General features: G+C 70.7%; 15 protein-coding genes. 8 read left to right on the top strand and 7 right to left on the bottom strand.

Annotated elements, in window-relative coordinates:
- Positions 1-23: 23 nt before the first annotated feature.
- The 6 genes from OHS58_RS13960 to sucC form a co-directional block, all read right to left on the bottom strand.
- The gene (locus OHS58_RS13960) at positions 24-1,181 is read right to left on the bottom strand and encodes an NAD-dependent formate dehydrogenase (RefSeq protein WP_326949451.1); all 1,158 of its coding nucleotides are present in this window, start codon (positions 1,179-1,181) and stop codon (positions 24-26) included.
- Between the two features lie 103 nt (positions 1,182-1,284).
- Entirely contained in the window at positions 1,285-2,220 is a 936-nt protein-coding gene (locus OHS58_RS13955) for a LysR family transcriptional regulator (protein WP_247051608.1), read from the bottom strand.
- A 4-nt stretch (positions 2,221-2,224) separates the two neighbouring features.
- Entirely contained in the window at positions 2,225-3,169 is a 945-nt protein-coding gene (locus tag OHS58_RS13950; protein ID WP_328648495.1) for a LysR family transcriptional regulator, read from the bottom strand.
- Positions 3,169-3,594, bottom strand: a complete 426-nt coding sequence (locus tag OHS58_RS13945) for a beta-class carbonic anhydrase (protein ID WP_305879324.1) — start codon at positions 3,592-3,594, stop codon at positions 3,169-3,171. The genes OHS58_RS13950 and OHS58_RS13945 overlap by 1 nt, the downstream gene beginning before the upstream one ends.
- On the bottom strand, positions 3,594-4,475 hold the full coding sequence (gene sucD, locus OHS58_RS13940; protein ID WP_328648494.1) for a succinate--CoA ligase subunit alpha: 882 nt from the start codon (positions 4,473-4,475) through the stop codon (positions 3,594-3,596). Before sucD ends, OHS58_RS13945 begins: the two co-directional genes overlap by 1 nt.
- 3 nt (positions 4,476-4,478) lie before the next feature.
- Positions 4,479-5,624 (bottom strand): ADP-forming succinate--CoA ligase subunit beta, encoded by a 1,146-nt coding sequence (sucC, locus tag OHS58_RS13935; protein WP_328648493.1) that lies wholly within the window; start codon positions 5,622-5,624, stop codon positions 4,479-4,481.
- A gap of 319 nt (positions 5,625-5,943) precedes the next feature.
- On the opposite strand from sucC, the gene OHS58_RS13930 reads away from it, so the two are divergent.
- The 4 genes from OHS58_RS13930 to OHS58_RS13915 all read left to right on the top strand — a co-directional run bounded on the left by OHS58_RS13930 (position 5,944) and on the right by OHS58_RS13915 (position 12,525).
- Positions 5,944-7,674: a thiamine pyrophosphate-binding protein gene (locus OHS58_RS13930; protein ID WP_326953419.1), complete on the top strand. Its 1,731-nt coding sequence runs from the start codon at positions 5,944-5,946 to the stop codon at positions 7,672-7,674.
- A gap of 11 nt (positions 7,675-7,685) precedes the next feature.
- Positions 7,686-8,915, top strand: coding sequence for a formyl-CoA transferase (gene frc, locus OHS58_RS13925; RefSeq protein WP_326953418.1), 1,230 nt, complete (start codon positions 7,686-7,688; stop codon positions 8,913-8,915).
- Positions 8,916-11,042, top strand: coding sequence for an acetate--CoA ligase family protein (locus OHS58_RS13920; RefSeq protein ID WP_328648492.1), 2,127 nt, complete (start codon positions 8,916-8,918; stop codon positions 11,040-11,042). It abuts the gene before it with no gap.
- 103 nt (positions 11,043-11,145) lie between these two features.
- Positions 11,146-12,525 carry an OFA family MFS transporter gene (locus OHS58_RS13915; RefSeq protein WP_328648491.1) on the top strand — a complete coding sequence of 460 codons (1,380 nt, stop codon included), beginning with the start codon at positions 11,146-11,148 and terminating at the stop codon, positions 12,523-12,525.
- Between the two features lie 31 nt (positions 12,526-12,556).
- Here OHS58_RS13915 and OHS58_RS13910 read toward each other — a convergent pair whose 3' ends face one another.
- The gene (locus OHS58_RS13910; protein WP_328648490.1) at positions 12,557-13,294 is read right to left on the bottom strand and encodes a GntR family transcriptional regulator; all 738 of its coding nucleotides are present in this window, start codon (positions 13,292-13,294) and stop codon (positions 12,557-12,559) included.
- A 248-nt stretch (positions 13,295-13,542) separates the two neighbouring features.
- On the opposite strand from OHS58_RS13910, the gene OHS58_RS13905 reads away from it, so the two are divergent.
- The 4 genes from OHS58_RS13905 (at position 13,543) to OHS58_RS13890 (ending at position 17,117) form a co-directional block, all read left to right on the top strand.
- Positions 13,543-14,532, top strand: a complete 990-nt coding sequence (locus OHS58_RS13905; RefSeq protein ID WP_328648489.1) for a 2-dehydropantoate 2-reductase — start codon at positions 13,543-13,545, stop codon at positions 14,530-14,532.
- Positions 14,529-15,041 (top strand): NADH-quinone oxidoreductase subunit NuoE family protein, encoded by a 513-nt coding sequence (locus OHS58_RS13900; RefSeq protein WP_328648488.1) that lies wholly within the window; start codon positions 14,529-14,531, stop codon positions 15,039-15,041. The genes OHS58_RS13905 and OHS58_RS13900 overlap by 4 nt, the downstream gene beginning before the upstream one ends.
- A gap of 373 nt (positions 15,042-15,414) precedes the next feature.
- Positions 15,415-16,233 (top strand): hydroxypyruvate isomerase family protein, encoded by an 819-nt coding sequence (locus OHS58_RS13895; RefSeq protein WP_328648487.1) that lies wholly within the window; start codon positions 15,415-15,417, stop codon positions 16,231-16,233.
- Positions 16,230-17,117, top strand: coding sequence for a 2-hydroxy-3-oxopropionate reductase (locus tag OHS58_RS13890; RefSeq protein ID WP_328648486.1), 888 nt, complete (start codon positions 16,230-16,232; stop codon positions 17,115-17,117). The genes OHS58_RS13895 and OHS58_RS13890 overlap by 4 nt, the downstream gene beginning before the upstream one ends.
- Position 17,118: the final 1 nt, after the last annotated feature.

Below are 17,118 nucleotides of genomic sequence, written 5' to 3'. Positions count from 1 at the left end.
CTCCCCGCCCACCGGACGCGGGCTCAGCGCGTCGAGTAGGAGTGCGCGCCGGTGCCGGCGAGCTTGCCGCCGTCGACGATCAGGTACTCGTCGCGGATCGGCGACCCCCCGAAGTAGTCCTCCAGGATCTCGCGCGTCCCCGCCGCATAGCGCGCCTGCGCCGAGAGCGACGACCCGGAGATGTGCGGGGTCATGCCCTGGTACGGCATCGTCCGCCACGGGTGGTCGGCCGGCGCCGGCTGCGGGTACCAGACGTCGCCCGCGTACCCGGCCAGCTGCCCGCTCTCGAGCGCGCGGACCACGGCGTCGCGATCAGCGATCTTCGCCCGCGCCGTGTTGATCAGGTACGCGCCGCGCTTCATCGACGCGATCAGCTCGTCGCCGAACAGGCCCTCGGTCTCCGGGTGCAGCGGCGCGTTGATCGTCACGACGTCGCAGTGCGGCACCATCTCCGCGGCACTCGGGTGGAAGGTCAGGTTCAGTTCCCGCTCGACCTCGGCCGGCAGCCGGTGCCGGTCGGTGTAGTGCAGGTGGACGTCGAACGGGGCCAGCCGCCGCAGCACGGCGGTGCCGATCCGCCCGGCCGCGACCGTGCCGATGTGCATGCCCTCGACGTCGTAGGAGCGCGCGACGCAGTCGGCGATGTTCCAGCCGCCGTCCAGCACGACCTGGTGCGACGGCAGGTAGTTGCGCACCTGCGAGAGGATCATCATCACGACGTGCTCGGCGACGCTGATGCTGTTGCAGTAGGTGACTTCGGCGACCGTGACGCCGTGGGCGATGGCCGCGTCGAGGTCGACGTGGTCCGAGCCGATCCCGGCCGTGACGGCCAGCTTCAGCTTCGGCGCCCGGGCGATCCGCTCGGGGGTGAGGTAAGCGGGCCAGAACGGCTGGGAGATCACGATCTCGGCGTCGGCGAGCTCGCGGTCGAACTCCGAGCCGTCGCCGTCCTTGTCCGAGGTGACGACGAGCGTGTGTCCCCGCGACTCCAGGAACTTCCGCAGCCCGAGCTCACCGGAGACGCTGCCGAGCAGCTGCCCGGGCGTGAAGTCCACGCCCTGCGGGGTGGGCAGGGTCTGGCCGCCGGGGTAGCCGTCCAGGTGCGGCAGGTCGTCGCGCGGGTAGGTCTTCGGGTAGCCGTCCACCGGGTCGTCGTAGAGCACGCACAGCACCTTTGCCACGGCGTCACACTCCAGGTTTTTTGTTGCGGGACAAGTACTTTCACCGTCCTCCGCGCGCGCGAGCGGGTCAACGTGAAGGTTTCTATCCCGGGATAGGCACCGGCTATCGGGCCTGTTCGGCGAGGTGCCGGTGCAGCAGCGCGTCGAGGGTGCCGCGGACGTCGACGCCGCGGACGACCTCCAGCAGCGCGCGGGCGAGGATCGGCTCGGGCGAACCCGCCGTCACCACCAGGCCGATCCGGTGCGATCGCGACGGCGTTTCGAGCGGCACCACGCGCATGCCCGGCGGCACACCGAACAGGTGCAGCCAGGCGTGGGAGATGACGCTCGACCAGTGGTGGGTGGCGACGTGCGAGTAGAGCGCGGAGACGGTGTCCGTCTCGATCGCCGGCACGACTGTGGCGCCGGCCTCGGCGAACAGCGCGTCGAGCACGCGGCGGTTGCGCATGTGCGGCATGAGCAGGCACAGCGGCAGCGTGGCGACCTCGGCCCAGCGCACCAGCCGGCGTCCGGCCAGCTCGCCGTCGGACGGCGTCAGCAGCAGGTACCGCTCCTCGTAGAGCGGGACGCAGCGCAGTCCGTGCGGTGGTTCTTCGTCCACATAGGTCAGTCCGGCGTCGAGCTCGAACGCGGTCAGCCGGCGGGCGATCTCGTCGGAGGACAACGACTCCAGCGTCACCCGGGCGTGCGGGTGCCGCTCGCAGAAGGGCGCGGTGAGCATCGACATGGCGGTGAGCGCGGTGGGGATGGCGCCGACGCGCAGCACCCCCGAGAGACTGTCGCGCATCGTCGAGAGGTCCTCGTTGAGCGCGTCGCGCTCGGCCAGGATCCGCTGCGCCCACACCAGGACGCGCTCGCCTTCGGGCGTCAACCCGGCATACCGCGCGCCGCGCTGGACGACCTGGGTGCCGAGCTCGCGTTCGAGCTTCCGGATCCCGGCCGAGAGCGACGGCTGGGACACGTGGCACGCCTCGGCGGCCCGGGCGAAGTGTCCCTCACGGGCCAGCGCGACGAGGTATTCGAGCTGGCGCAGCAGCATGGGTTCAGCCTAGGTGAGCGAGCACGGCGGCGACGGGCGCCGGCGGCTCTTCGCGGTGGCTCGCGGCGAGCTGCCAGAGCGGGGGAGCGGCGAACCGCCGCGCGGTGACCTCGGGAAACCGCGCCGCGGCCGACGCCGGCAGGACGCAGGCGGCCAGCCCGGCCCGCACCAGCGAAGCCGCGGCGGTCAGGTCGTCGGCCTCCAGGCTGACCCGGCGGTCGGCGAACGCGCGGTCGACGGCCTCCCTGATCGCCCACCCGGCCGGGAAGTCGACGAGCGAGAGCCCCGAGAGGTCGCCGGGCGCGGAGCGGGAGCCGCCGGGGGTGGTGGCGAGGACGAGTTCTTCACACGCCAGGGGAGTGGTGACCAGGCCGCTGGAACCCGGCAGCGACGCGGATCCGAGCCCACCCGAGCCGGTCCCGGTGCGGGGATCCGGGGCGTCCCCGGCCGGGCTGGGAGCACCGCAGGATCCCGGCTTGGCGCCGGCCGTGTCCCGCGGATCGGCGAACCCGGGCCCGGTGAACACCGCCAGCGTGATGTCCACTGTGGACTCGGCGAGCGCGCACCCCAGCCGGTCCGCCGGCAGCTGGCGGACCTCGACGACCAGGCCCGGGTGCGCCTGCCGCAACGCGGAAAGGACCCGGTGCAGGTCGAGCAGCAACCCGGGCGCCAGGCCCAGCCGGACCCGCCCGTGGACGGGGGAGATCGCCGCGCGGGCGCGTTCCACCGCTTCGAGGGCCGCCCGCGCGGCGGGCACGAAGGCCTCGCCGGCGGGCGTCAGCGCCACACGGTGCGTGGTGCGGTGGAACAGCGGCGTGCCGAGGTCGCGTTCCAGCGCCCGCACGACGGTGGACACCGTCGACTGCACGGTGTGCAGGCGCAGCGCGGCCGCGGTGAAGCCGCCTTCCTCGGCGACCGCCACCACGACCGCGAGCTGGCGCAGGTCCATCACGTCACCTCGTCCAGCACGCCGGTCCGCTCGTCGAGGACGAACCCGCGCACCGCGCCGGTGTGCGGCAGGAACGGGCTGGCCCGCAGCCGCGCGATGCACTGCCGGACGTCCTGGGCCGGGTCGGTGAACGACTCCGCGGCCCAGCCCGGCCGGATCCCGGTGCGTTCCTCCAGCCGTCGCGCGAACTCCGTGTCGGTGAAGGTCCGCATCCCGCAGTCGTGGTGGTGCAGCAGCACGATCTCGCGGGTGCCGAGCAGGTGCTGGCTGACGGTCAGCGACCGGATCGCGTCGTCGGTGACGGCGCCGCCGGCGTTGCGGATGACGTGCGCGTCGCCTTCCTGGAGCCCGAGCAGGCGGTAGACGTTCATCCTCGCGTCCATGCACGCGAGCACCGCCAGGCCGAGCCGCGGCCTCGCCGACATCAGCCGAGGATTTCGCGGGCGAGGGCCGCGGTCTCGCTCGGCGTCCGGCCGACGCGGATCCCGGCCGCCTCCAGCGCCGTCTTCTTCGCCTCCGCGGTGCCGGACGAGCCGGACACGATCGCGCCCGCGTGGCCCATGGTCTTGCCTTCGGGCGCGGTGAAGCCCGCGACGTAACCCACGACCGGCTTGGACACGTGGGCGCGCACGTACTCCGCGGCCCGCTCCTCGGCGTCGCCGCCGATCTCGCCGATCAGCACGATCAGGTCGGTGTCCGGGTCCTTCTCGAACGCCTCGACGGCGTCGATGTGCGTCGTCCCGATGATCGGGTCGCCGCCGATCCCGACGCACGTCGAGAACCCGATGTCGCGCAGTTCGTGCATGAGCTGGTAGGTCAGCGTGCCGGACTTCGAGACGAGCCCGATCCGCCCCGGTCCGGTGATGTCGGCGGGGATGATCCCGGCGTTCGACTTGCCGGGGGAGATGACGCCGGGGCAGTTCGGCCCGATGATCCGGGTCCGCCCGCCCGCGGCGACGGCGTGCGCCCACAGCCGCGCGGTGTCGTGCACCGGGACGCCCTCGGTGATCACCACGGCGAGGCCGATCCCGGCGTCGACGGCTTCGACGACGGCGTCCTCGACGAACGGCGGCGGCACGAACAGCACGCAGACGTCGGCGCCGGTCCCGGCCATCGCGTCGGCGACACTGCCGAAGACCGGCAGCGTCGCCGAGGCGATCTCGACGTGCTGCCCGGCTTTGCGCGGGTTCACCCCGCCGACGACGTTCGTGCCGGCGGCCAGCATCCGCGCGGTGTGCTTCGCGCCTTCGGTGCCGGTGATGCCCGAGACGACGATCCGGCTGCTCTCGTCCAGGAAGATGGCCACGGGTCAGACCTCCGCGATCGCGAGCTTCGCCGCTTCGCGCGCGGCGTCGTCCATGGTGGCCACCACGGTGACCAGCGGGTGCGCGGCTCGTTCGAGGATTCGCCTGCCCTCGGCCACGTTGTTGCCGTCGAGCCGCACGACGAGCGGTTTCGTGGCCCGCTCGCCGAGGACCTCCAGCGAGCGCACGATCCCGGTCGCGACGGCGTCGCAGGCGGTGATGCCGCCGAAGACGTTGACGAACACGCTCCGGACCTGCGGATCCCCGAGGATGACGCTCAGCCCGGCGATCATCACCTCGGCCGAGGCGCCACCGCCGATGTCGAGGAAGTTCGCCGGTCCGCGCGCGCCGACCGCGGCGGCGGCCGCCGCGACGACGTCCAATGTGGACATGACGAGCCCGGCGCCGTTGCCGATCACGCCGACGTCGCCGTCCAGCTTGACGTAGTTGAGGCCCTTCTCCCGCGCGGCCCGTTCCAGCGGGTCGCCGTCGTGCGGGTCGTCGAACGCCGCCGAGCGGCGGAAGTCCGCGTTGTCGTCGAGGGTGATCTTGCCGTCCAGGGCGACGATCCCGGTGGCGGTCTTCGCCAACGGATTCACTTCGACGAGCGTCGCGTCCTCGGCGACGAAGACGTCCCACAGCTTCTGGACGACCTCCGCGGCTTCCTCCCGGACGTCGGCCGGGAAGGCTTCGGCCACCGCGGCAGCGTCCACTCCGTGCACGGCGTTCACCGGAACCCGCAGCAGTGCTTCGGGTTTCGTCGCGGCGACCTCCTCGATCTCCATGCCGCCCTCGGTCGACGCCATGGCCAGGAACGTGCGGCCGGCGCGGTCGAGCAGGAACGAGACGTAGTACTCCTCGGCGATCTCGCTCGCCTCGGTGACGAGCACCCGGTGCACGGTGTGCCCCTTGATGTCCATGCCGAGGATGTCGTCGGCGGCCTGCTCGGCGTCGTCGGCCGTGCGCACGACGCGGACGCCGCCCGCCTTGCCGCGGCCGCCGGTCTTCACCTGGGCCTTGACCACCACCGGCCCGCCGAGGGACACGGCGGCGTCGCGGGCGGCGGCGGGATCGGCGGCGACGCGGCCGCGGGGGACGGGCACGCCGTGTTTCTCGAAGAGATCTCGGGCTTCGTGTTCGAAGAGGTCCATGCGGGGCGTCCTTCCGCGGCGCTGCAGGGCAAGGAGGTCCGCCGTGTCCGGGGCAGGCGATCGCACCCCGCGGGGCTGGGAAAAACCCTGCGGATGGGCCTGGACACGGGCTGCTAGAAGGGTGACTATATGCCTACCCCATACGGTATGCAATCTACAGTCTGCCGCGAAGAGGCCGCTGACCTCGGCTGTAACAACCGGACCTTCGGCCCGGGCCGGGGGCTCCGCCACCCGGAACCCCCGAAGGACCGGACAGGGGAGCGGCGACGAGCGAACGCCGGGCCAGAGAGACCCGGCGTGGACCAGAGGAGTCGAGCGAATGACAACCACAGGCACCACCGCGGGGGAGAGCGCCCGGTCGACGAACGGCGCGGAACCCGCGCCGGCGGAGATCTCGGGCGGCCACCTGGTGGCCAAGGCCCTCAAGGCCGAAGGCGTCGACACCATCTTCACGCTCTGCGGCGGCCACATCATCGACATCTACGACGGCTGCGTCGACGAGGGCATCAAGGTCATCGACGTCCGGCACGAGCAGGTCGCCGCCCACGCGGCCGACGGTTACGCGCGGATCACCGGCAAGCCGGGCTGCGCGGTCGTCACCGCCGGGCCCGGCACGACCGACGCGGTCACCGGCGTCGCCAACGCCCTGCGCGCGGAGAGCCCGATGCTGTTGATCGGCGGCCAGGGCGCGCTCACCCAGCACAAGATGGGGTCCCTGCAGGACCTCCCGCACGTGGACATGATGACGCCGATCACCAAGTTCGCCGCCACCGTGCCGCACACCGCCCGCGTCGCCGACCTGGTGTCGATGGCGTTCCGTGAGGCCTACGCCGGCGCGCCCGGGCCGTCGTTCCTGGAGATCCCGCGTGACGTCCTCGACGCGCGGGTCCCGTTGTCCCAGGCGCGCATCCCCGAATCGGGCCGCTACCGGGCGTCCACCCGCAACGCCGGTGACCCCGCCGACATCGAGAAGCTCGCCGATCTGCTGGTGCACGCCCGGAAACCGGCGATCCTGCTCGGCAGCCAGGTCTGGACGACCCGCGCCACCGAACCCGCCGTGGACCTCGTGCGGACGCTGAACATCCCGGCGTACATGAACGGCGCCGGCCGCGGCACGCTGCCGCCGGGCGACCCGCACCACTTCCAGCTCTCACGCCGGTACGCCTTCGACAACGCCGACGTCATCGTCATCGTCGGTACCCCGTTCGACTTCCGGATGGGCTACGGCAAGCGGCTGTCGCCGGACGCGACCGTCGTCCAGATCGACCTCGACTACCGGACCGTCGGGAAGAACCGGGACATCGACCTGGGCATCGTCGGCGACGCCGGCCAGGTGCTGGCCGCCGTCGCCGAGGCCGCGTCGGGCCGCTCCGACAACGGCTCGGTCGGGCGCAAGGTCTGGCTCGAAGAACTGCAGGCCGTGGAGGAGAAGGCGAAGCAGAAGCGGTTGCCGCTGCAGCACTCCGACGCGACGCCGATCCACCCGTACCGGCTTGTCCACGAGATCAACGAGTTCCTCACCGAGGACTCGATCTACATCGGCGACGGCGGTGACATCGTCACCTTCTCCGGCCAGGTCGTCCAGCCCAAGTCGCCCGGTCACTGGATGGACCCCGGTCCACTCGGGACACTCGGCGTCGGCATCCCGTTCGTGCTGGCCGCCAAGCACGCCCGGCCCGACAAGGAGGTCGTCGCCCTGTTCGGCGACGGCGCCTTCAGCCTCACCGGCTGGGACTTCGAGACGCTCGTGCGGTTCGACCTGCCGTTCGTCGGGATCGTCGGCAACAACTCGTCGATGAACCAGATCCGCTACGGCCAGGCCGCGAAGTACGGCCTCCCGCGTGAGCGCGTCGGCAACACCCTCGGCGACGTCCGGTACGACGAGTTCGCCCGGATGCTCGGCGGGTACGGCGAGGAGGTCCGCGACCCGGCCGACATCGCGCCGGCGCTGCAGCGGGCCCGCGAGTCGGGCGTGCCGTCGCTGATCAACGTCTGGGTCGACCCGGACGTGTACGCCCCCGGAACCATGAACCAGACCATGTACAAGTGAGCGGAGACAAGATGGGTAAGGCACTGGAGGGCGTCCGTGTCCTCGACATGACGCACGTGCAGTCCGGTCCGTCGTCCACGCAGCTGCTCGCCTGGCTCGGCGCCGACGTGATCAAGCTGGAAACCCCCGGCCGAGGCGACATCACACGCGGCCAGCTGCGCGACCTGCCTGGGGTGGACAGCCTCTACTTCACGATGCTGAACGCCAACAAGCGCAGCATCACCCTCAACATGAAGAGCGACGAAGGCAAGGAAGTCTTCGAAAAGCTCGTCTCCGGCGTGGACGTCCTGGTCGAGAACTTCGGCCCCGGTGTCGTCGACCGGTTCGGCTACCCGTGGGAGAAACTGGCCGCGCTCAACCCGCGGCTGATCTACGCCTCCATCAAGGGCTTCGGTCCCGGCCGCTACGCCGACTTCAAGGCCTACGAGGTGATCGCGCAGGCGATGGGCGGCGCGATGAGCACCACCGGCTTCGAGGACGGCCCGCCGACCGCGACCGGCGCGCAGATCGGCGACTCCGGCACCGGCATCCACCTGGTGGCCGCCATCCTCGCCGCGCTGTACCAGCGGACGTCCACCGGCCGCGGCCAGCGCGTCCAGGTCGCCATGCAGGACGCCGTGCTCAACCTTTGCCGGGTGAAGCTGCGCGACCAGCAGCGGCTGGCGCACGGGCCGCTCGGGGAGTACCCGAACGACCACTTCGGCGACGAGGTCCCGCGCTCGGGCAACGCGTCCGGTGGCGGTCAGCCGGGCTGGGCGGTGAAGTGCGCGCCGGGCGGCCCGAACGACTACATCTACGTCATCATCCAGCCGGTCGGCTGGGCCCCGCTCACCCGGCTGCTGGGCAAAGCCGAGCTGGCCGAGGACCCGGCCTGGTCCACCCCGGAGGTCCGGCTGTCCAAACTGGACAAGGTGTTCGCGCTGGTCGAGGAGTGGACCGAGACGCACACCAAGTGGGAGGTGATGGAGGCGCTCAACGCCCACAGCATCCCGTGCGGCCCCATCCTGTCGACGCAGGAGCTGATCGAGGACGAGACCCTCGCCGCGCTCGGCTCCGTCGTCGAGGTCGCGCACCCGGAGCGGGGCAGCTTCAAGACCGTCGGCTGCCCGCTCAAGCTGTCCGACTCGCCCGTCGAGATCGAACGCTCGCCGCTGCTGAGCGAGCACACCGACGAAGTGCTCGGCGAACTCGGTTACGGCGAAGCCGAGCTGGACAAGCTCCGTTCGGCCGGGGTGATCTGAGTGGCGGATCGCGCGGCGGTCGAGAAGATCCTCGAACAGGCGGCGGCCGAGGGACGGTCTTCGCTGACCGCGCCCGAGGGGCGTGCGGTGTGCGAGGCGTACGGCATCCCGACGCCGGCCGAACGGCTGGCGGCCACGGCCGAGGAAGCCGTGACGCAGGCGCTGGAGATCGGGCTGCCGGTGGTGCTCAAGATCGTCTCACCGGACATCCTGCACAAGACCGAGGCCGGCGGCGTCCTCGTCGGCCTGAAGGATCCGGAGGCGGTGTCGGCCGGATTCGCGAAGATCGTCGAGAACGCCAAGGCGTACAACACTGATGCGGAGATCCTCGGCGTCCAGGTGCAGCGGATGCTCACCGAGGGCCAGGAGGTGATCATCGGCTCGGTCACCGACCCGACGTTCGGCAAGATCGTCGCCTTCGGGCTCGGCGGCGTGCTCGTCGAAGTCCTCAAGGACGTCACGTTCCGGCTGGCGCCGACCAGCACCGAGGAAGCGCTTTCGATGCTCGACGGCATCCAGGCCGCGGAGATCCTGCGCGGGGTCCGCGGCGCCGAACCGGTGGACCGGGACGCGCTGTCGGGGGTGATCCACGCCCTCGGGCAGCTGGTCACCGACTTCCCGCAACTGTCCGAAGTGGACCTGAACCCGGTGCTGGCCACGCCGTCGGGCGCCACCGCCGTCGACGTCCGGATCCTGATCGACCCGGACGCGGCGAAGGAGCCGGTGCGGTTCACCCAGGAGGAGATCCTCGCGTCGATGACGCGGATCATGAAACCGGCGTCGATCGCGGTGATCGGCGCGTCCGCCGAGGCCGGGAAGATCGGCAACTCGGTGATGAAGAACCTGGTCAACGGCGGGTACGCGGGAGAGATCCACCCGATCAACCCCAAGGCCACCGAGATCCTCGACCGCAAGGCCTACGCGAGCATCGCCGACGTCCCCGGCGACGTCGACGTCGCGATCTTCACCATCCCGGCGAAGTTCGTCGCGGCCGCGCTGGAGGAGGCGGGGGCGAAGGGTGTCGCCGGCGCCATCCTCATCCCGTCCGGCTTCGGCGAGACCGGCAACATCGCGCTGCAGGACGAGGTCGTGGCGATCGCGCGCAAGCACGGCGTGCGCGTGCTCGGGCCGAACATCTACGGCTACTACTACACGCCGGAGAACCTGTCGGCGACGTTCTGCACGCCCTACGACGTCAAAGGAGGCGTGGCGCTCTCGTCGCAGAGCGGCGGGATCGGGATGGCGATCCTCGGATTCAGCCGCTCGGCGAAGATGGGCGTGTCCTCGATCGTCGGCGTAGGGAACAAGGCCGACATCGACGAGGACGACCTGCTCACCTTCTTCGAGCAGGACGAGCACACCGAGCTCATCGCCATGCACCTCGAAGACCTCAAGGACGGCCGGTCGTTCGCGGAGACGGCGAAGCGGGTGTCGCGGCGCAAGCCGGTCGTGGTGCTCAAGGCGGGCCGGACGTCGCAGGGCGCGAAGGCGGCGAGCTCCCACACGGGCGCGCTGGCCGGGAACGACAAGGTCTACGACGACATCCTGCGCCAGAGCGGCGTCATCCGGGCGCCCGGGCTGAACGACATGCTCGAGTACGCCCGGGGCATCCCGCTGCTGCCGACGCCGAAGGGCGAGAACGTCGTCATCATCACCGGTGCGGGCGGATCCGGCGTGCTGCTCTCGGACGCCTGCGTCGACAACGGCCTGAGCCTGATGGAGATCCCGCCGGACCTCGACACGGCGTTCCGGAAGTTCATCCCGCCGTTCGGCGCGGCGGGCAACCCGGTGGACATCACCGGCGGCGAGCCGCCCTCGACCTACCGCAACACGATCGCGCTGGGCCTCGAGGACGACCGCATCCACGCCCTGATCCTGGGCTACTGGCACACCATCGTCACCCCGCCCATGGTGTTCGCCGAGCTGGTTTCCGAAGTCGTCGCCGAATACCGCGCGAAGGGCATCCACAAGCCCGTCGTCGCGTCGCTCTCGGGGGACGTCGAAGTCGAGGAAGCCAGCGACTACCTCTACCAGCACGGGGTCGTGGCCTACCCCTATACGACAGAAAAGCCCGTTGCCGTACTAGGCGCGAAGTACCGCTGGGCGCGGGCCGCGGGACTGCTTTGAACCACCTCCACAGGGGCTGTTCCCACAACCAGGAAAGGACGAAGATCCACCGCACGACTGCACGCAGAGGGACATGAGTCAACGGTGACGAAAGAGAACTCTTATGACCGCAGCGACGTACCAGGAGATCGTTGACGAGAACGGACGGGTCTACCGAGTAGGCGAGACGCCGCAGGACATCATGGGGCGTTCGCGAAGCTGGATGGTGTGGCTGCCCTGGATCGCCATGATGGCGGTCAGTGTCTTCGAATACGGCTGGGGCGCCGTCGAAGGCACGTTGGAAGAGAAGTACGGCTGGTCGCTCAGCGACGCGTTCTGGCTGGCCAGCATCTGGGCGGTGTTCCAGGCCGGGGTCGCGTTCCCGGCGGGCCGGCTGCGCGAGAAGAACATCGTCTCGGCGAAGACGGCCATGCTGGCCGGCGCGGTGTGCAGTGGCATCGGCTACTTCACCATCTCCCACAGCGGCAACCTGGCCGTGGCCTTCATCGGGTATTCCATGCTCGGCGGGACCGGGGCCGGGCTGGTGTACGCGACCTGCATCAACATGGTCGGCAAGTGGTACCCCGAGAAACGGGGTGCGAGGACGGGCTTCGTCAACGGCGGGTTCGCCTACGGCGCCGTCCCGTTCATCTACGTGTTCGCCGCGTTCCTCACCCCGACGAACTACACGGTGATCCTCGACGTCATCGGCGTCTACATGCTGCTCGTCGTCGGGATCTGCGGGTTCCTGTTCAAGGACCCGCCGAAGAGCTGGTGGCCCCGGGAGGTCGACCCGAAGAACTGGGCCGCGAACCGGCGGACCAAGAGCGGCGGGCTGGCCAAGAACCCGCCCGCGGTCAAGCAGTTCTCCCCGATGGAGGCGATCCGGACCGGCATGCTCCCGCTGATGTGGGTGTGCCTGGTGATCATCGGCGGGGTTTCCCTGTTCGGCATCAACTTCCAGGTGCCGTTCGCCAAGGAGAGCGGGTTCGGGGCGTTCGTCGCGGCGTCGTCGGCCGGGGTGCTCTCGATCGTCAACGGCACCGGCCGCGCCGTGGTCGGCTGGGTGTCGGACCGGATCGGCCGGCGGCAGACGCTCACCGTCGTGCTGGTGATCGCCGGTGGTGCGCAGTTCGGCGTGATGTACGCCGGCAACACGCACAACCTGGTGCTGTTCATGGTGTTCGCGTTCCTGACCGGGTTCGGCGGCGGGGCGTTCTACCCGCTGTTCGCCGCACTCGTGCCGGACTACTTCGGCGAGAACAACAACGCGTCGAACTACGGCCTGGTCTACAGCGCGAAACTGATCGGTGGCGTCGGCGGCGGTGGCCTCGCCGCGGGGGTCATCAGCGCGTGGGGCTACACCGGCGCGTACATCCTCGCCGGGTGCATCGCGCTGCTTTCGGCGGTGCTGACGCTGTTCCTGCGCCAGCCCAAGCGGACGCACCACCAGCTCGCCGAAACCGAGCTGGTGGCGCGACCGTCCGCCGCCACTGGCGGCTAGTCCGGTAGCCCGCGCCCCGGTCCTGCGGACATCAGGACCGGGGCGCGTCCGGACGTTCGTGGTAGGCCTGGCGGGTCCGTTCGGTGTGCTTGGTCATGATCTGCTCGGCGGCACCGGTGTCCTTGGCCGAGATGGCGTTGATCAGCTCTTCGTGTTCGTGCCACGCGTCCTGGCCGCGGGGGCGGGCGATCGGCGTGTAGTACCAGCGGACCCGGCGGTCGACCAGGCCGATGAGTTCCGCGAGCACGGCGTTACCGGACAGTTCCGTGATGTACGCGTGCAGGGCGGCGTTCGCGGCGACGAGCCCCTCGGTGTCTTCGTCGGCGAGCGCCTTGACGCCGATGTTCTGCAGATCCCACAGGCGTTTGACGTCGTCCGCGGTGGCCCGCCCGGCGGCCAGCTTCGCGGAGTGCGTCTCCAGCACGCTGCGGACGCTCAGCAGCTGGTCGGCCTCTTCGTCGGTGGGCAGGTGCACGAACGCGCCCTGGGCGGGGCGGAGGTCGACCCAGCCTTCGCTCTGCAGCCGCTGCAGGGCCTCGCGGACGGGCTGGCGGCTGACGCCCAGGTACTCGGCCAGGTCGGCTTCGACCAGGTGCTGCCCGGGTTCGAGGGTGCGGTTGATGATCAGCTCGGCGAGGGCCTCGTAGACGACCTGGCGCAGTGGCGCGGGCCGTTCGACGCGCTTGGCGGGGGTCGAGCCGAGCGCGCCCTTGGTCGTGCGGCGGCCGGTCGGGCCGCGGTCGGGGAGCGGGGAAGCGGGCTGGCTCACGGGACACCTCGAGACGGAGTGGAACACGGCTGTCTGCTCTTAGGATACAGGTTTTGGTATGCAAAATCCCGGAATCTCACCCGGAGCGGGCGTTTTCGGTCGATGTGGATCAGCGGTCACCAGCGGAAATGACCGGTTGTGCCGGATTGTCACGCTTCGCTGCGCCGCCCGGGTGGCACGCCTGGTTCCGATCGTGGATCCAGGATACTGTATGCAATCACGTGCTCGACCGAAGTGGGAGGCACATCATGAAGGTGGCTGTTCTCGGAGCCGGGGCGATCGGAGCCTACGTCGGTGCCGCGCTGCACCGCGGCGGGACCGAGGTGCACCTGATCGCCCGGCGGGCCCACCTCGCGGCGATGCGCGAGCACGGCGTCCGCGTGCTGAGCCCGCGTGGCGACTTCACCGCGCACCCGCACGTCACGGACGACCCGGCCGACGTCGGCGAGGTCGACTACGTTTTCCTTGGCCTGAAAGCGAATTCCTACGCCAGCAGCGGTCCGCTCCTCGCGCCGCTGCTGGGCCCGGAGACGGCGGTCGTCGCCGCGCAGAACGGCATCCCGTGGTGGTACTTCCACGGCCTGAAGGGGCATCCGCTCGAAGGCCGCCGCGTCGAGACGGTCGACCCGGGCGGCGCGGTGACGGCCGTGCTGGAGCTGCGTCGCGCGATCGGCTGCGTCGTCTACTGCTCGACGGTGATCGAGGAACCCGGCGTGATCCGGCACCTGGAAGGCACCCGGTTCTCCCTCGGCGAACCGGACGGCGAGATCTCCGCGCGCTGCACGGACTTGAGCGCGGCGATGGTCGCCGGCGGCCTCAAGGCGCCGGTGGAACCCGCGCTGCGCAACGACATCTGGGTCAAGCTGATGGGCAACGTCGCGTTCAACCCGCTCTCGGCCCTGACCCGGGCGACCATGGCGCAGATGTGCGAGCACGACGACACCCGCGCGCTCGTCGCCACGATGATGACCGAGGCACTGGAGATCGCCCGCGCCGCGGGCAGCGACCCGCAGGTGTCGGTGGAGAAGCGCATCGACGGCGCGTGGCGCGTCGGCCACCACAAGACGTCGATGCTGCAGGACCTCGAGGCCGGCAAGCCCCTGGAGATCGACGCGATCATCGGCGCGGTCGTCGAGCTGGCCGAGCTGACCGGCGTCACGGCACCCGCGCTGCGGCACGTCCACGCCGCCGTCGGCCTGCTCGACCGCACGGTCAACGCCCCGGTCCCGGTCGGATGACCGTCGAATTCCCCGACGTCCGCCAGGCCCGCGAGGAACGCGAGGTGATCGGCGGGTTCACCGCCCACGACCAGCTGCTGCCCGTCCTGCACGCGCTCACCGACCGGATCGGCTGGATCAGCCCGGACGCCCTGAGTCTCATCGCGTCGACGTGGGGCATCCGTCTGGCCGAGGTGGCGACGGTCGTCCGCTCGCATCCGCGGTTCTCGCTGGAGGAGCGCCCGGGACGGCAGCTGCGCGTGTGCACGGACGTCGCTTGCCGGGACGCCGGGGCGGACACCGTGTGCGACGTCCTCACCGAGCACGTCGGCGCCGCGGGGAAGGCGGTCGCCGGGGTCATGTGGCTGCGTAGCCCGTGCCTCGGCGCCTGCGAAGAAGCCCCCGCGGCGCTGGCGTTCCAAGCCGGCGACCCGCCGGTGACCGAACGGCTCGCCCCGGCGACGGGCGCGTCGGCGGTACTGAGCACCCGGCGCCCGCTGGTCCCCGAGTCCGATGTGGACGGCTCCTAGGCGCACGCGTCCGAGGTTTCGTCGACAGGGGTTCGGTAGTGCCCCGGGTGCGTGGGCGCCGTCCGCGCGGGGATCTTCCGGCTGGGACATGGCCGCGAGGTGTCGACGGAGGATTTGGGACGTCGAGCGTCCAGCATCCTCCATCGAGGAAAGCCGAGGACCCTCTGCCGTGGCGCGGCACCGCAGGCCACCTTGGGTGCGTGGGCGCCGTCCGCGCGGGAATCGTCCGGCTGGGACATGGCCGCGAGAAGCGCTGAGGATCCATGCCGCGCCGCGATCGAGGGCGGGCCGGCACCCGTTGACCTCAGCGCAGGTCGCGAGCTATTCTCGATATGCGAAAGAAAAATTCCGGATAGCGAAATTTGAGGACACGATGCCAGAAGAGGGGCACACCCTGCCGTACGTCGCGAACCTGTCGATCCTGTTCAAGGAGGTACCGCTGCTCGACCGGGCGGCGGCGGCGCGCGCGGCGGGCTTCACCGACGTCGAGTACTGGTGGCCGTTCGACGTGGCGGTCCCGGAGCGGGACGACGTCGACGCCTTCGTGGCGTCGATCGAGCGGGCCGGGGTGGCGTTGCGCGGGCTGAACTTCTACGCCGGTGACATGGCGGCGGGGGAGCGCGGCCTGGTGTCGTGGCTCGGCCGGGAAGCCGAGTTCGCCGACAGTCTCGTCGTGGCTCTCGGGATCGCCGAACGCACCGGGTGCCGCAGCTTCAACGCGCTCTACGGCAACCGGCTCGACGGCGAAGACCCCGCCAAGCAGGACGACCTCGCGCTGGTCAACCTCGCGAACGCGGCCGAAGGCGCGGCGAAGATCGGCGCGCAGCTGGTCCTCGAACCGCTCTCCGGCGCGGACCGCTACCCGCTCAAGACCGCCGCGGACGCCGTGGCCGTGCTCGACGACCTCGGGCGCGGCAACGTGCGGCTGCTGGCCGACCTGTACCACCTGGCAGTCAACGGCGACGACCTGGACGCCTTGTCGACGACCCACATCGCCCGGATCGGGCACGTGCAGATCGCCGACGCGCCCGGGCGCCACCAGCCCGGCACCGGGACCGTCGACCTCGGCGGCCACCTCGTGAAGCTGCAACAGGCGGGCTACGCCGGGTTCGTCGGGATCGAGTACGTCCCGGAACCCGACACCCTCGCCTCGCTGGACTGGCTGCCGATCACCCGAAGGGGACGAGCATGAAACTGGGATTCATCGGACTGGGCGTGATGGGCGCGCCGATGGCCGCGCACCTGGTCGCGGCCGGGCACGACGTCAGCGGCTTCGACGTCACCGCCGCGGCCGGCGAGAAGCTGCAGGCCGCCGGCGGGCACGCCGCCACCGACGTGGCCGACGCCGTCGCCGGCGCGGCCGTCGTGATCACGATGCTGCCGAACCACCCGCAGGTCGAAGCGGTCGCGCTCGGCGACGGCGGGGTCCTCGCCACTGCTGCGCCTGGCACGCTGCTGATCGACATGAGCACCATCCGGCCCGAGACGTCGATCGAGGTCGCGAACGTCGCGCGGGACAAGAAGATCCGCGTGCTCGACGCACCCGTGTCCGGCGGCCAGGCCGGCGCCGAGCAGGCCGCGCTGTCCATCATGGTCGGCGGCGACGCGGCCGATTTCGAGGCCGCGAAGCCGCTGTTCGAGGCGCTCGGCAAGACCATCGCGCACGTCGGCCCGCACGGCGCCGGCCAGGTCGTGAAGGCCGCCAACCAGCTCGTGGTGGGCGGGATCTACGGTCTGGTCGCCGAGGCGATCGTGCTGCTGGAAGCGTCCGGAGTGGACGCCGCGACGGGCCTCGACGTGCTCGCCGGCGGCCTGGCCGGCAGCCGGATCCTCGAGCTCAAGCGCAAGTCCATGGTCGGCCGCCAGTTCGCGCCCGGCTTCCGGATCGACCTGCACCACAAGGACATGGGGATCGCGTTGGCCGCCGCCCGGCAGGCCGACGTCGCGCTCCCGCTGACGGGCCTGGTCGCCCAGCTCGTCGCCGCCGGCCGTGCCATGGGGTACGGCTCCCTGGACCACTCGGCCCTGCTCAAGGTCGTCGAACAGTTGTCGGGCCGCGTCCCGGCGGAGGTGTGAC

This window comes from Amycolatopsis sp. NBC_00348, assembly GCF_036114655.1.
Lineage (GTDB): Bacteria > Actinomycetota > Actinomycetes > Mycobacteriales > Pseudonocardiaceae > Amycolatopsis.
This window is presented reverse-complemented; position numbering and strand designations above follow the sequence as displayed.

Bases quoted from the DNA above. Each gene is read 5' to 3' on its own strand.
- OHS58_RS13955 (WP_247051608.1), bottom strand. From the start codon at position 2,220: ATGCTGCTGCGCCAGCTCGAATACCTCGTCGCGCTGGCCCGTGAGGGA.
- OHS58_RS13950 (WP_328648495.1), bottom strand. From the start codon at position 3,169: ATGGACCTGCGCCAGCTCGCGGTCGTGGTGGCGGTCGCCGAGGAAGGC.
- OHS58_RS13945 (WP_305879324.1), bottom strand. From the start codon at position 3,594: ATGTCGGCGAGGCCGCGGCTCGGCCTGGCGGTGCTCGCGTGCATGGAC.
- sucC (WP_328648493.1), bottom strand. From the start codon at position 5,624: ATGGACCTCTTCGAACACGAAGCCCGAGATCTCTTCGAGAAACACGGC.
- OHS58_RS13930 (WP_326953419.1), top strand. From the start codon at position 5,944: ATGACAACCACAGGCACCACCGCGGGGGAGAGCGCCCGGTCGACGAAC.
- frc (WP_326953418.1), top strand. From the start codon at position 7,686: ATGGGTAAGGCACTGGAGGGCGTCCGTGTCCTCGACATGACGCACGTG.
- OHS58_RS13915 (WP_328648491.1), top strand. From the start codon at position 11,146: ATGACCGCAGCGACGTACCAGGAGATCGTTGACGAGAACGGACGGGTC.
- OHS58_RS13905 (WP_328648489.1), top strand. From the start codon at position 13,543: ATGAAGGTGGCTGTTCTCGGAGCCGGGGCGATCGGAGCCTACGTCGGT.
- OHS58_RS13900 (WP_328648488.1), top strand. From the start codon at position 14,529: ATGACCGTCGAATTCCCCGACGTCCGCCAGGCCCGCGAGGAACGCGAG.
- OHS58_RS13895 (WP_328648487.1), top strand. From the start codon at position 15,415: ATGCCAGAAGAGGGGCACACCCTGCCGTACGTCGCGAACCTGTCGATC.
- OHS58_RS13890 (WP_328648486.1), top strand. From the start codon at position 16,230: ATGAAACTGGGATTCATCGGACTGGGCGTGATGGGCGCGCCGATGGCC.